Here is a 13,893-nt window from a genome sequence, read left to right on the forward strand (position 1 = left end):
ACCCGCCCTTCTGCTCGTACCCGGGAAGCCGGTCAGAACAGCCGCAGCTTGTCGTCCTCGATCCCGCGCATCGCGTTGTAGTCCAGGACCTGGCAGTTGATGCCGCGGTCTGTGGCGAGGACCCGGGCCTGGGGCTTGATCTCCTGGGCCGCGAAGACGCCGCGGACCGGGGCGAGGTGCGGGTCGCGGTTCAACAGCTCCAGGTAGCGCGTGAGTTGCTCCACGCCGTCGATCTCGCCGCGGCGCTTGATCTCCACCGCGACCGTCTGTCCGTCCGCGTCCCGGCACAGGATGTCGACCGGGCCGATCGCGGTCATGTACTCGCGGCGGATGAGGGTGTAGCCCTCGCCGAGCGTCTCGATGCGGTCGGCGAGCAGCTCCTGCAGGTGCGCTTCCACGCCGTCCTTGATCAGACCGGGGTCCACACCGAGTTCGTGCGAGGAGTCGTGGAGGATTTCCTCCATCGTGATGATCAGTTTCTCGCCCGCCTTGTTGACGACGGTCCACACGCCCTCGTCCTCGCCCGTGCCCTCCTTCAGGGTGCAGGGCGGCGACATCCAGTTGAGGGGCTTGTAGGCCCGGTCGTCCGCGTGGATGGAGACGCTGCCGTCCGCCTTGACCAGGATCAGGCGGGGCGCCGAGGGCAGGTGGGCGGTGAGCCGGCCGGCGTAGTCGACCGAGCATCGGGCAATGACGAGACGCATGGTCGGCAACGCTACTCGACACCCACGGGTAGACGCGATTCGCCCTCCCCACCGCCCGCCCCCACCGTCAACCTGGACCCGGTGGGTCACCCCATTCATCCTGGAAACTCTTGTTCATCCCTGGCCGATTGTGTGCCTAAAGGGGCCGTTCCATATACGCAATCTGCTGGTGTGGTCACCGACCGTTGCCTACCGTAGTAAACGGGAGGTCGCGACCTGTGTACTGAGCGTGTTCGAAATCGCGAACTTCCCTATCTGTCAGGCAACCCCTGCTCGTCGGGGGTGCGAGAGGAGAACCCATGTCGCTCGACGTCTCACCGGCCCTACTCGAACAGGCCGAGCGAGGCGAGGTCGACGAAGCAGCTTTCGTCGACTGCGTCCGGACCTCCCTGCCCTTTGCGTGGGAGATGATCAGCTCCCTGGTGGCCCAGCTGAAGGTGGACGGCGGACCCTTCGCCGACAACCAGACGCCCCCGCCGGACGAGCAGGCACGCGGTCAGCTGCTGCGTGCGCTCGCGAGTGACGCCATACGCGGTGCGCTGCAGCGGCACTTCGGTGTGCGGCTGGCCTTCCAGAACTGCCATCGGGTGGCGGTGTTCCCCCTGGACGCCTCGGTGGACGAGACGTTGGCCCGCTTCACCTCGGTGCGCAGCCAGTTGCTGAACCAGTCGCCGGAGCTTCGGGACTGCTGACGCGCGACTCCCGTGCTCCCGACTCGGTGAGCCGCTCGCTTGCCGCTCCACCCGCGGGGAGGTGCGTTCGTACTGGGGCGGCAAGCGCCTTATGGCAGAAGGGGGTCGGCGGCCGGTCAGCGCAGCTGGGGCAGCACCTCGGCGCCCAGTCGCCGCAGGTTCTCCTCTGTCGCCGCGAGGTCGCCCGACCCCTCGACGAGCAGGGCGAACCGGGAGATTCCGGTCCGTTCCGAAGTTGCCGCGAGCCGGTCGGCGGCCAGTCGCGGGGTGCCCACCGGGTGCAGCCCGCAGAGCAGTTCGGTGTACGCGAGCGGATCGCGCATCGCACGCATCCGGCCGTCTACCGTGATGTGGGCGTCGAGGCCCTGTTTCAGCCAGCCCGGCATCGCCTTCAGCAGCGTCTCGGCCGCGTCCGTGCGCCGATCTGCGATCTGGCAGACGCCGGCCGAGACATGGGCCGCCCCCGAGATCTCCTCGGCCGGCCGTCCCGCGGCCCGCGCGAACTGCCGCCACAGGGTGACCATCTCGGCCTTTTCCTCGTCCCCGATGTGCATGCCGAGCAGCATCGGCAGCCCGCGCTCGGCGGCCAGCCGCACGCTCGCCGGCGAGGTGCAGGCGACGACGACCTCGGGCCCGGGCGTCTCCGTCAGCGCCTCCGACGGGCGCGGTACGACAGGCACCTCACGGAAGGAGAACCGTTTACCCGAAGCCGATACCGACGGTTCGCGCAGCCAGCGCACCAGCAGATCGAGTGATTCCGGGAACCCGTGCTCGTATGCGTCGAGGCCCGTGCCGAACACCTCCAGGTCCACCCACGGACCGCCGCGCCCCACGCCCAGCGTGAACCGGCCGCCGCTTGTCATATGCAGCAGCGCGGCCTGTTCGCCGAGGGCGACCGGGTGCGCGGTGGGCAGCACGCTGACCGCCGTTCCGACCCGGATACGCTGGGTGCGGCCGAGCAGTAGCGCGGCCAGGGTGATCGCTGACGGGCATGTGCCGTACGGCACGAAGTGGTGCTCGGCCAGCCACACGGTGTCCAGCCCGGCCTCCTCGGAGACCTCCGCCGAGCGGACCGCCCGGTAAAGGGCCTCCCCGGGCCCCTGGCCCGGGAACTGGGCCGCCAGCACAAAACTTCCTACGTGCATCGCTCTTCCTGCTTCCTTGGCTCCGACCGGAGCTCCCCCAACCGGCATAACCGTCTGACACGTGCCTAGGACACGGCCTGGCGGAGAGATTTGCGGATTGTCTGCAGAATGGGCCGCCCGGGAGGGGGACTTGTGCGGGTTGGCACGCCACGTGTACCCCCGTCGGGGCCGCGTAGGCTGGGACGCAGCCCGTGCTTCCTGTATAGCCCCGAGAGGTGTCCCGTGTCCCCGCGTCGCAACCGACCGAAGGCAGCCGGGTCGTCCGGCCTGAGCGCCGAGGACGACCGTGCCGGCCGGTACGGCGGCTGGCAGTCCACGGAGAGCTGGCAGGGCGAGGAGTGGAGCGTGCGCCATGTCGCCGGGGCGAGCACCGAGGGCAAGACCTACCGCTGCCCCGGCTGCGACCAGATGATCGCCTCCGGTGTCCCGCACGTGGTGGCCTGGCCGGAGCACTCGGGCGTCGACGACCGCCGCCACTGGCACAAGGCGTGCTGGAACGCGAAGGACCGCCGCACCACCCGGGTGCAGCGGTCCCGTAACGCGCCGAGGTTCTGAGCTACACGTCCCGGCTCTGCAGCAGCGCGTAGGCGCCGGCGTACGCGGCCGCCGTGACGACCAGGATGATCCACAGCGGGTCCCAGCCCGTCGGGCCGGACTGGCTCAGGGTGTTGTTGTAGAAGACGCCCATCTGGCTCGGGATCGAGTACTCGAGCAGCGCCTTCTGCACCTTCTGCAGCGACTCCGCGTTCATGAACAGCGCGATCACCAGCGGGGCGAGCACCGCTCCGATCATGATCGTGATGGCGCCCGCGGAGTGCCGGATGATCGAGCCGACGAGCAGCGAGAGCAGCCCGAGCAGAGCGATGTAGAGGCTGATGCCGACCGTGGCCTTCAGCCACTCCCCGCTGGACGGGGTGCCCGCGCCGTGGCCCTTCAGCATCGACGCGTGCACCATCGCCACGAACGACACGGTGGCCAGCGTCACCACGAAGGCGATCACGAAGAACACGATCGACTTGGCTGCCAGCACCCGGCCCCGGCTCGGGCACGCGGTCATCGTCGTACGGATCATGCCCGTGCCGTACTCGGAGGCCGTGGTCAGCACGCCGAGCGTGATGATGCACATGATGCCGATCAGCAGGCCGAAGAAGCCGAGGGTGAGCGGGCTCTCGCCGTTCAGGTCGGAGCTGGAGCTCTGCACGGTGAGGCCGGCCAGCAGGCCGATGCCGACCACGAGCAGGACGAAGACGCCGAGCGTCCACATCGTCGACCGCACCGACTTGATCTTCGTCCACTCGGACGCCAGCGCGTGCCCGAGGTGGGTGCGCACGACCGGGATCGGCGAGTTGTAACCGGGGTACGGACCGCCGGGCGCCGCCTGCCACTCGGGCGCGGGTGGGGGTCCCCCCGCTCGAGCGCCGTCGAGAGTGGGGGAGGGTGCCTGCGGCATCGGGGGCTGGTGGGTGCTCATCGGGCGTCCTCGGACTTGGTCAGGTCGGCGGCCGGGGCCGCGGGAGCGGACTGGGACGGTGCTGCGGCCGGGGCCGGGGCCGGGGGAGCGGCCACCGGAGGCTGCCCCTGCGGGGCCGCGTACGGGTTGGGCGCACCCGCGCCCGGAGCGCCCTGCGCGCCGGCGGGCGCGGCGCCGTACGGACCCGCGGGCGGCGTCGGCATCGCGAAGGGCTGTCCGCCGCCCTGCTGGGGCGGCGGCGGGGCGTACCAGCCCGGCTGGCCCTGGCCGGGAACCGGCATGGGCGGCTGCGCGCCGGGCGGCAGGAGCTGCTGCAGGCCCGCCTTCTGGTCGATGGTCGAGCGGTAGTCGACGGCGCCCTGCGTCATCCGCATGTACGCCTCCTCCAGCGAGGCCTGGTGCGGCGACAGCTCCCACAGCCGTACGTCCGCCTCGTGCGCGAGGTCGCTGATCCGGGGCAGCGGCAACCCGGTCACGCGCAGCGCGCCGTCCTGCTCCGGCAGCACGTGGCCGCCCGCCTCGGTGAGCGCGGAGGACAGCTTCTCGCGCAGCTGGGGCTCGGTGTCCGGGGTGCGCACCCGCGCGAAGTCGGCGGAGTTGGCGGAGATGAAGTCCGTCACGCTCATGTCGGCGAGCAGCTGTCCGCGCCCGATCACGATGAGGTGGTCGGCGGTCAGCGCCATCTCGCTCATCAGGTGCGAGGAGACGAAGACCGTGCGGCCCTCGGCCGCGAGGGCCTTCATCAGGTTGCGCACCCAGAGGATGCCCTCGGGGTCGAGGCCGTTGACCGGCTCGTCGAAGAGCAGCACCTGGGGGTCGCCGAGCAGCGCGGCGGCGATGCCGAGGCGCTGGCCCATGCCGAGCGAGAAGCCCTTGGATCGTTTCTTCGCCACCTCCTGCAGGCCGACGACCCCGAGCACCTCGTCCACCCGCCGGGGCGGGATGCCCGACAGCTGGGCGAGGCTCAGCAGGTGGTTGCGGGCGGCCCGGCCACCGTGCACCGCCTTGGCGTCGAGCAGCGCGCCCACCTGGCGGGGGGCGTTGGGCAGCTTGCGGTACGGGTAGCCGCCGATGGTCACCGTGCCGGACGTCGGGTTGTCCAGCCCGAGGATCATCCGCATGGTCGTCGACTTGCCCGATCCGTTGGGCCCGAGGAAGCCGGTCACGGCTCCCGGTCGCACCTGGAAGGAAAGGTTGTACACGGCGGTCTTGTCGCCGTAGCGCTTGGTAAGGCCTACAGCCTCGATCATGCTCCGCACCCATCGAAAGGTTCAGGACAGCGGGGCACACGCCCCCGTAAGGGTTAGGAGGATATCCGGGCGCTGACGGTTCCGCCCAAGAGTAAGTAAAGCCAAGGCATCACGGAACGTGGCTCGGACGCCTACTGGGCGTCCCGGTGCTTCAGCAGGGCGTAACCGCCCGCGACCGCCGCGATCACCCACAGCGCCATGATCCCCAGCCCGCCCCAGGGGCCGTAGGGCGTGTCGTCGCCGACTCGCGGCACCACCTGCATGATCCGGCTGCCGGCCTGGTCGGGCAGGAAGCGGCCGACCTTCTTGGTGGCGTCGACGTTGCCGAGGATGTTGGAGATCAGGAAGAAGAACGGCATCAGGATGCCGAGCGACAGCATGGGGGAGCGCAGCATCGTGGCGATGCCCATGGAGAACATCGCGATGAGGGTCATGTAGAGCCCGCCGCCGATCACCGCGCGCAGCACGCCGGGGTCGTCGATCCGGGTGCCGAGGTCGCCGAGCATCGCCTGCCCGAGGAAGAAGGCGGCGAAGCTGGTGACCATGCCGACGGCCAGGGCGAGCGCGCCCGCCACGGCGATCTTGCTGAACAGGAAGGTGCCGCGCCGCGGCACGGCGGCCAGTGAGACGCGGATCATGCCGGTGCTGTACTCGTTGGAGACGACGAGCACCCCGAACACGATCATGGCGAGCTGGCCGAGGGTCATGCCCGCGAAACTGATGACCGTCGGGTCGAAGGAGATCCGCTCCCGCAGCGGCATGTTCTCGTACTGGCTCTTCGACAGCGCGGAGATGAGCGTCCCGAGGGCGAGCGTGACCACCACGGCGAGCGACAGTGTCCACATCGTGGAGGCGACGGACCGGATCTTGGTCCATTCCGACCGGATGACCTGACGGGCTGCCACGGGCCTCAGGCCCCCTTCCAGCCGGCGCCCCGGTCCTGCGGGGCGGGAGCGGGCGCGGCGTGCGCGTGGTACTCCACCGTCTCCGCCGTCAACTGCATGAACGCCTCCTCCAGCGAGGCCTGCTGCGGGCTCAACTCGTGCAGCACGATCCCGTACCGCGTGGCCAGCTCCCCGATCCGCTCGGCCTTGCCGCCCGCCACCTCCAGCGCGTCGCCGCCCGCCTCCACGACGGTGATGCCGTCCTGGTGCAGCACGTCCAGCAGCCGCTCACGCTGCGGAGAACGGATCCGTACATAACTGCGCGCGTTCTGCCGGACGAAGTCCGTCATGGAGGTGTCGGCGAGCAGCCGCCCCTGCCCGATGACCACCAGATGATCCGCGGTCAGCGCCATCTCGCTCATCAGATGACTCGAGACGAACACGGTCCGCCCCTGCGCGGCCAGCGACTTCATCAGGTTCCGGATCCAGTGGATACCCTCGGGATCGAGCCCGTTGACCGGCTCGTCGAACATCAGGATCCGCGGATCACCGAGCAGCGCGGCCGCGATCCCGAGCCGCTGGCCCATCCCGTACGAGAACCCCTTGGCCTTCTTCCCGGCCACGGCGGTGAGCCCGACGACGTCGAGCACTTCGTCCACCCGTCGCCCGGGGATCCCGTTGCTCTGCGCGAGACACAGCAGATGGTTGAACGCGGTGCGCCCGCCGTGCACGGCCTTCGCGTCCAGCAGGGCCCCGATGTACGTCAGCGGGTCCTTCAGCCGGGCGTAGTGCAGCCCGTCGATCCGGACGTCCCCGGCGGTGGGCCGGTCCAGCCCGAGGATCATCCGCATGGTCGTGGACTTGCCGGCGCCGTTGGGCCCGAGAAAACCGGTGACGATGCCGGGCCTGACCGTGAAGGTGAGGCCGTCGACCGCCAGCTTCTCGCCGTACCGCTTGGTCAGCCCCGCCAGCTCGATCATGCGGCCACGCTAGGACGGGTGTTGGGCGGCTGCCACTCGAGCGGTCGAAGGGAGTCCGTGAGCCCCTACCGGCGGGTTATGCTCCAGCTCCCCTGATCGACCGGGGCGGTGCTGGGGAGCGCCGGAAAACAGAACACGGGGGGCGGAAGTGGTCGAGGACGGCAAACCGCGCACGGGGTGGGGCGCGGTGTGGGCGGGGCCGGCGGTCGTCGCGGCGGGGGCCTTGGTCGGGCTCGCGGTGGAGTTCCATGTCCTGGGGTGGACGTCCATTCCCGGCGGCGAGTGCGGCGGCGACTCGACGCCCTGTCCGGAAGGCACCACACCCACGCTCCTGCTGGCGTTCCTGCTGACGTTCGTCGGCCTCGGCGTTCTGGCCCGCGCGTTCCAGTCGTTCACCGAGCGGCGTCCCGGCAAGGCCGTGCCCGTCGCCCTCACCGTGCTGGGCGTGCTGCTCGCACTCTGGCCCGGCCGGCAGGCGTACCTGTGGATGCGCGGCCCGGTGCTCGACGCCTCCTGGCAGGCCGGTCCGGACCGGCCTGCGACCGTACGGGCGCAGGGCGTGTGGACCGTGGGCCGGGACGCCTCGACCGTCGTCCGGGTGCGTGACGACGCGCTCGTCTCCTACGACTCCCACGGCGGCGACCGCCGCTGGACGTTGCGCGCTCCCGTGCGCCAGTCGGTGTGCGGGATGAGCGAGCGCGTCGTCGACGGTGTCGGACTGGTCGCCTTCGCGCGTTGCAGGAAGCCCTGCGACACGGTCTGGGGCGTCGACACCCGCACCGGCCGCAAACTGTGGGAACGGCACATCAAGGGCGTCGCCCGGTTCACCTCCGCCAGCGACAGCCTGCTCGCGGCCGACCGGGACGTGGCCGTCGCGCTGACCGACACGGGCGTCCAGGCGTACGGCTTGGCCGACGGCCGACCGCGGTGGAGCGCCGACCTGCACCGGAAGCACCGTGACGGCGAGGAGTGCGCGCCGAACGTCGTCTCAGCCACCGGCGGCACCACCACGGTCGTGGTGACGTGCGAGACGGCGGACGGCGGCAGCGGCCGGCTGGTGACCCTGGACGACGCAAGCGGCAAGCAGCGCGGCAGCCTGGCCCTGCCTGTCGAGAGTCCCGCCGAAACGGTGATGGTGCTCTCCGCCGACCCCTTCACCCTCCTGCTGAAGGAGAGCGACAAGCGCGGTGTCGCGGCCGTCCTGTCCTACCCCGACCCCGCGGGCGACCCGGTGCGGATCCCGCTCACCGGCGACGACGAGGACCTCATGCCGCTGCCGGACACCTACGACACCTTCAAGGCGCGGCCGGCGCTCTGGGCGACCGTCAGCGGGGACACGCTCGTCGTCGCCGGTGCCGAGCCCGGTGCCTCCTCTGCCGACCGCGTCTCGGGCTACGCGCTGCGCGACGGCCGGCACCTGTGGCACGCCGACCTGGGTGAGGTCGCCGCGCTGGCTCCGGCCGGCCGCGGCCGGGTGGCGGTGCTCGGGAACGGCCGGCTGCGGACGCTCGACACGGCGAACGGCCACCGCGTCGGCGAGGACGACGGCACGGCGGTGCGTACGGACCGGTACGCCACCGGCGGCCAGCTGCTGCGAGCCGGCGACACCTGGGTCGTCGTCAACGGCGACGGCACGAACGGACCGCCCCTGCTGGGACTGCGCTAGGGCATGCGGAAGGGGCGGCGGGACCGGGTCCCACCGCCCCTGACGGCGTCGTACGACTACCCGTGCCTACCGGGACTGCTGCGCCGGAACGCCCCGGGAGATCGGCTCGTCCTCGGCGGGGGAGCCGGCGGCGGCCACCGCGGCGCCGGTCAGCGTGGCGAGCATCTCGCGGACGTTCGTCAGCTGGGCGTTGATGCTGTCGCGGCGGTTGGTGAGGGCCGCGAGCTCGCGCTCGGATTCCGAGCGGATGCGGTCGGCCTTGGCGTTGGCGTCGGCCACGATGTCCTCGGCCTGGCGCTGGGCCGTCTCCACCGTCTGGCGGGCGCGGCGCTCGGCGTCCGTGCGCAGCTTCTCCGCCTCCAGACGGAGCTGCTCGGCGCGGTGCTCGATCTCGGCGAGGCGCTTCTCGGCCTTCTGCTGGCGGGAGGCCAGGTCGCGCTCGGACTGCTCGCGGCGCTTGGCGAGGTTCGTCTCGAAGTCGGCGGCGGCCTGCGCGGCCTTGGCGCGGGTCTCCTCGAAGAGGGCGTCCGCCTCCTCACGCTTGGACTGCGCGTCCTTCTGCGCCTCGGAACGCAGCTGGGCGGCGTCGCTCTTGGCCTTCTCGACGATCCGGACGCCCTCGTCCTCGGCCTTGGCCTTGCGCTCCGCAGCGAACGATTCTGCGTCGTTGCGCACCTGCTGGGCCGCCGACTCGGCCAGCTCGCGGTGCTGCTCGGCCGCGCGCCGGGCCTCCTCGCGCAGATCCTTGGCCTCTTCCTCGGCGAGGCGCAGGATCTTCTCGACACGCGCACCGAGACCGGCGTACGACGGCTCGGCGTCGGTCACCTGGGCCTGGGCGTTCTGCGTCTCGAGGTGGAGCTCCTCGATGCGCTTTTCCAGAGCGGTGATGCGGGCGAGAGCGCTGTCACGGTCGGAGACGAGCTTGGAGATTCGTTCGTCCACCTGAGCGCGGTCGTACCCACGCCGCACAAGCTCGAAGCCGTAGGGGGAAGTGTCGCTCATGGGGTTCCTGTCGAAAGAGACCGGTGAGGTGATAGGGGGAATCCTAGGGGCCGAAGCGGTGTGTCATCGAGCGGATACGTGTTTGATCTGGAGAATGACACCTCTTTTGAGTGGCTGACCGCAGGACGGCTTGCCAAAGACCAGGACAAAGCCCCCAGAAGACACCGGAATCCGTGCCGCCCGCTAGCCGTCCGACGGCTTGCCACCCGATCGGGGGGCGCCCACGGTGGCGCCCGCCTTGACTCCGCCGTCCTTGCCGGCCGACGGCGCCTCGAAGGACTCCAACGCCTCCAGCACGTCCTGGACACGGGAGATCTCGGCGTTGATGTCCTCGCGCCGGCGCACCAGGATCTCCAGTTCGCGCTTTCCTTCCTCGACCGTGCGCCGGGCCTCGCGGATCGCCTCGCCCTTCAGCTCCTCGGCCTCCTTGATCAAGGACGCCTTCTTCTGCTCGGCCTCCTTGAGCAGGCCCTCCGCCTTCTTGACGGCAGCGATCCGGACCTTGCCCGCCTCGGAGCTGGCCTCCGACACCAGCTCCTTGGCCTTCGCCTGCGCCTTGGCCAGCTGCTCCTCGGCCGCCTTGATCAGCGCGTCGCAGCGGTCGCCGGTGGACTTCATCGTCTCGGCGGCCTCGCGGCGGGCCCGCTCGTGCAGCTCCTCGATCTCGGTCGTGATGCGGTCGCGCAGCTCCTCCGCGCGCTCCCTTATGGCGGTCGCGTCCCGGCGGGCGCCGACCAGCAGCTCGTCCGCGTCGGTACGCGACTTCTCGACCAGCGAGTTGCCCTCGACGGTCGCCTCGGAGACGAGCCGTTCGGCCTCGCTGCGGGCCGCGCCCACCATCGTGTCGGCCTGCGACTCCGCGTCCGCGGTGGTCTTCAGCGCCTGCTGCTGGGCCTCGGTGAGCAGCTTGTCCGCCTCGGCCGTGGTCTCCGTGATGAGCGTGTCCACCTGCTCGGCCGCCTCCGAGCGCCGCTTGTTGGCGTCCTTGCGAGCCTCGTCGAGGGTCCGCTCGGACTCCTCGCGCGCCGAGTTGACGAGCCGCTCGGCCGCCGCCTCCGCGTCCGCCCGCAGCCGCTCGGCCTCGGCCCGCACCCGCTCCGCGTGCTGCCGGGCCGAGCCGACCGTCTCGGCGGCCTCGGCGCGCAGCCGCTCCGCGTCGTCGGTGGCGTCCGCCATGAGCTGCTCGGCGCCGGCGACGGCCTCGGCACGGACCCGGTCCGCCTCGGCGACCGTCTCCGCCTGCAGCCGTTCCGCCTCGCTGCGCGCCTCGGTGATGAGGGTGTCCGCCTGCGTCGCCGCGTCCGAGCGGATGCGGTTGGCGTCCTCGCGGGCGTCCGCCCGGGTGCGTGCCGCGGCCTGGTCGGCCTCGGCGAGCGCGTCCGACGCCTCCGTGCGCACCCGCTGGGCGTGCGCGGCCGCGTCCGAGCGCAGCCGCTCGGACTCCGCGAGCGCGTCGGCGACCGTACGCTCGGCGAGCGCCTTGGCGGCCTCCGCCTCCTCGTTCGCCTCGCGCCGGACCCGCGACGCGTCCTCGCTCGCCCGCTCCCGCTCGGCGTAGGCGTCGGCGCGGACCCGGTCCGCCTCCTCCTCGGCCTCCCTGCGGGTACGGTCCGCCGCGTGCTCGGCGGCCGAGCGCAGCCCGGTGATCTCCTCCTGCGCCTGCTCGTGCAGCCCGACGACGGAGTCCCGCACCTGCTGCGCGTGCTGCTCGGCGGCGGACACCATCTCGGTGGCGCGCCGGTCGGCCTCCTCGACCAGCCGGGTCGCCTCGGTCTGCGCGTCCTCCACGCGCCTGCGCGCCGAGGCCAGCAGCTCCTCGCTCTGCTCGCGGGCCCGCTCGCGCTCCTGGTCGGCCTCGGACCGCGCGGCACCGAGCAGTTCCTCGGCCTCGCGGCGGCGCCGGGCGGCCTCCTCCTGCGCGGCGGCCAGCGTCTCGGACGCCTCCGTGCCGAGCCGCTCGGCGGCGGCCTGCGCCTCCGCACGGACCCGGTCGGCGGTGTCCTGGGCCTCCACCTTGAGCCGCTCGGCCTCGGCGGCGGCCTCCGAACGCAGGCGTACGGCGATGGCCTCGCCCTCGGCGCGCGAGGCGGACGCGTCGGACGCGGCCTCCGTGCGCAGCCGTTCGGCCTCGGCCTCGGCCTGCTGCTGGAGCGTACGGATCCGCTCGGCGGACTCGGCGCGCAGCCGCTCGGTCTCCTCGGCGGCCTCCCGGCGGATCCGGGCAGCCTCCTCGCGGGCGTCGGCGAGCGCCTGCTCGGCCGCCGCCAGCCGCTCCTGGGTCTCCGTCTGCAGCCGGGTCAGTTCCTCGGCGGCCTCGGCGCGACGGGCCTCGGCCGCGCGCTCGGTCTCCTCGCGCAGCTCCCGCGCGGCCTGCTCGGCGTCCGACCTGACCGCCTCGGCCTGCTCACCGGCCTCCTCGCGGAGCCGTTCGGCCTCCTTGCGGGTGCGGTCCAGGGTCTCCTCGGCCTGCCGGCGCAGCGCGGTGGCCCGCTCGATGGCCTCGGTACGGACCTTCTCGCTGTCCGTCGTCGCCTTCTGCCGGAGCTCGTCGGCGTCCGCCTTGGCCTTGGCCAGCAGCTCCTCGGCGGACTTGGCCGCCTCCTCGATCTGCACCACGGCCTCGCGGCGGGCCTCGGCGCGGATGGACTCGCCCTCGGCGACCGCGTCGGCGCGCAGCTGCTCGGCCTCGCCGCGCAGCCGGCGGGCCTCCTCCTGCAGCTCGACCGTCTTGGCGCGGTACTCCTTGGTGTCGTCCTTCGCCGCGCCCTTGAGCTGCTCGGCGATGTCGTGCGCCTCGGCGCGCAGCCGGTCCGCCTCGGCCTCGGCCTCCGTGCGGATCCGCTCGGCCTCCTCGGCGGCGGCCTTGGTGGTGTTCTTGGCCTCCTCCGACGCCTTGTTGAGGACGTCCTCGGCGGTCTTGGCGGCCTTGGACAGCTGGGTCGCGCTCTCCTCGGCGGTGATCGTGCGGGCCTTCTCGGAGGCCTCCGCGACGATCTTCTCGGCCTCCGCACGGGCGTCCGCGACCAGCTGCTCGGCGTCCGCCTTGGTGGTCTCGGCCTCCTTGGTGGCCTCGCTGACCAGCCGGGCGACCTGCTCCTTGGCCGTACGCGTACGGGTCTCGTTGGCGGCCTCGGCGCTCGACAGGGTCTTGGCGGCGGCCTGCTCGGCCTCCGTGACCAGCTTCTCGGCCTCGGCCTGCGCCTTGCGCAGCGCCTCCTCGGCCTGCGCCATGCGCTCCTCGGCGGCCCGGCTCAGCTCGGTGGCCTGCCGGCGGGCGGCGTCCGACTCGCTGGCGGTGGAGCTGCGCAGCTGCTCGGCGTGGTCGGTGGCCTCCTGCGCCTGCGTGGAGGCGGCGTTCAGCAGCCGCTCGGCGTCCGTGCGGGCGCGGCGCAGGATCTGGTCGGCCTCGGCGCGTGCCGCCTCGGCGTCGTTCTGCAGCCGCTGCCGGGCCTCGTTGGTCAGCCGTTCGGCCTCGGCCCGGGCGGCGGTCATGGCCTGATCGGCCTCGGCGCGGGACTCGTCGAGGAGCCTGCGGGCCTGCGACTCGCTGCGGGCGCGCAGCTGCTCGGCCCACGCCACGTTCTCGTTGACGTGCGACTCGACGGTCTGCCGGCGCTCGGCCAGCTCCTTGTCCAGCTGCTGCCGGCGGGTGACCGCCTCCTGGTGCAGCTCGGCCTGGAGCCGGGCGGCCTGCTCGGCGTGCTCCTGCAGGATGCGCTGGGTCTGCGCCCGGGCCTGGCTCAGCTCCCGCTCGGCGTCCTGGCGCAGCTGGTCGGCCTGGATCTGGGCATTACGGAGCAACTGCTCGGCCTGATAACCGATGTCACCGCCGTCATAGGCGGGCCGGGTCATCAGGGTGCGTCGCGCCTCGTGCAGCTTGGCGCGCAGCACCTCGACCTGGTAGCCGAGGTCCTCGGCGTGCTGGATCGCCTTTTCCCGCTCGGTCTTCAGCCGCTTCATCTCGGCCTCGAACCGAGAGAGGTGGTCGACGTCAGCCGCCGGCTCTCGCTCCTGGCTCTCGTAGCCCCGCACTGCGCGGTCCCATCCGTCCCCTGGTCAGCTTCTCCAACGAGCTCCGTCCATCCGCCGAACGGGGCCC

11 protein-coding genes are annotated in these 13,893 nt (G+C 71.9%); 3 read left to right on the plus strand and 8 right to left on the minus strand.

Going from position 1 to position 13,893, the window contains the following annotated elements; genetic code table 11:
- Positions 1 to 32 precede the first annotated feature (32 nt).
- Positions 33 to 704: an endonuclease NucS gene (gene nucS, locus ACIF83_RS15420; protein WP_392284586.1), complete on the minus strand. Its 672-nt coding sequence runs from the start codon at positions 702 to 704 to the stop codon at positions 33 to 35.
- A gap of 299 nt (positions 705 to 1,003) precedes the next feature.
- On the opposite strand from nucS, the gene ACIF83_RS15425 reads away from it, so the two are divergent.
- Positions 1,004 to 1,396 carry an SCO5389 family protein gene (locus ACIF83_RS15425; protein ID WP_393469558.1) on the plus strand — a complete coding sequence of 131 codons (393 nt, stop codon included), beginning with the start codon at positions 1,004 to 1,006 and terminating at the stop codon, positions 1,394 to 1,396.
- Positions 1,397 to 1,512: 116 nt separating this feature from the next.
- Here the strand turns inward: ACIF83_RS15425 and ACIF83_RS15430 are convergent, their stop codons facing one another.
- Complete coding sequence (locus ACIF83_RS15430; protein ID WP_393469561.1) at positions 1,513 to 2,541, minus strand: LLM class flavin-dependent oxidoreductase; 1,029 nt, start codon at positions 2,539 to 2,541, stop codon at positions 1,513 to 1,515.
- A 222-nt stretch (positions 2,542 to 2,763) separates the two neighbouring features.
- On the opposite strand from ACIF83_RS15430, the gene ACIF83_RS15435 reads away from it, so the two are divergent.
- Positions 2,764 to 3,096, plus strand: coding sequence for an ATP/GTP-binding protein (locus ACIF83_RS15435; protein ID WP_393469564.1), 333 nt, complete (start codon positions 2,764 to 2,766; stop codon positions 3,094 to 3,096).
- A gap of 1 nt (position 3,097) precedes the next feature.
- On the opposite strand, the gene ACIF83_RS15440 is transcribed toward ACIF83_RS15435, so the two are convergent.
- The 4 genes from ACIF83_RS15440 to ACIF83_RS15455 all read right to left on the minus strand — a co-directional run bounded on the left by ACIF83_RS15440 (position 3,098) and on the right by ACIF83_RS15455 (position 7,126).
- Positions 3,098 to 4,012, minus strand: a complete 915-nt coding sequence (locus ACIF83_RS15440) for an ABC transporter permease (RefSeq protein ID WP_393469567.1) — start codon at positions 4,010 to 4,012, stop codon at positions 3,098 to 3,100.
- Entirely contained in the window at positions 4,009 to 5,262 is a 1,254-nt protein-coding gene (locus ACIF83_RS15445) for an ABC transporter ATP-binding protein (protein ID WP_399727061.1), read from the minus strand. Before ACIF83_RS15445 ends, ACIF83_RS15440 begins: the two co-directional genes overlap by 4 nt.
- A 131-nt stretch (positions 5,263 to 5,393) precedes the next feature.
- Positions 5,394 to 6,167 (minus strand): ABC transporter permease, encoded by a 774-nt coding sequence (locus tag ACIF83_RS15450; protein WP_393469572.1) that lies wholly within the window; start codon positions 6,165 to 6,167, stop codon positions 5,394 to 5,396.
- 5 nt (positions 6,168 to 6,172) lie between these two features.
- Positions 6,173 to 7,126, minus strand: a complete 954-nt coding sequence (locus ACIF83_RS15455; protein WP_399727065.1) for an ATP-binding cassette domain-containing protein — start codon at positions 7,124 to 7,126, stop codon at positions 6,173 to 6,175.
- Positions 7,127 to 7,274: 148 nt separating this feature from the next.
- Between ACIF83_RS15455 and ACIF83_RS15460 the strand changes: the two genes are divergently transcribed.
- Positions 7,275 to 8,792 (plus strand): PQQ-binding-like beta-propeller repeat protein, encoded by a 1,518-nt coding sequence (locus tag ACIF83_RS15460; RefSeq protein ID WP_399727068.1) that lies wholly within the window; start codon positions 7,275 to 7,277, stop codon positions 8,790 to 8,792.
- Between the two features lie 66 nt (positions 8,793 to 8,858).
- Here ACIF83_RS15460 and ACIF83_RS15465 read toward each other — a convergent pair whose 3' ends face one another.
- Together ACIF83_RS15465 and scy are read right to left on the minus strand one after the other, a co-directional pair.
- A complete protein-coding gene (locus ACIF83_RS15465) occupies positions 8,859 to 9,794 on the minus strand; it encodes a cellulose-binding protein (RefSeq protein WP_145883621.1) in 936 nt (311 codons plus the stop codon).
- A gap of 183 nt (positions 9,795 to 9,977) precedes the next feature.
- A complete protein-coding gene (gene scy, locus ACIF83_RS15470) occupies positions 9,978 to 13,826 on the minus strand; it encodes a polarized growth protein Scy (protein ID WP_399727071.1) in 3,849 nt (1,282 codons plus the stop codon).
- Positions 13,827 to 13,893: the final 67 nt, after the last annotated feature.

Origin of the sequence: Streptomyces sp. NPDC085866, from assembly GCF_044541035.1 — a bacterium.
Taxonomy (GTDB): domain Bacteria; phylum Actinomycetota; class Actinomycetes; order Streptomycetales; family Streptomycetaceae; genus Streptomyces.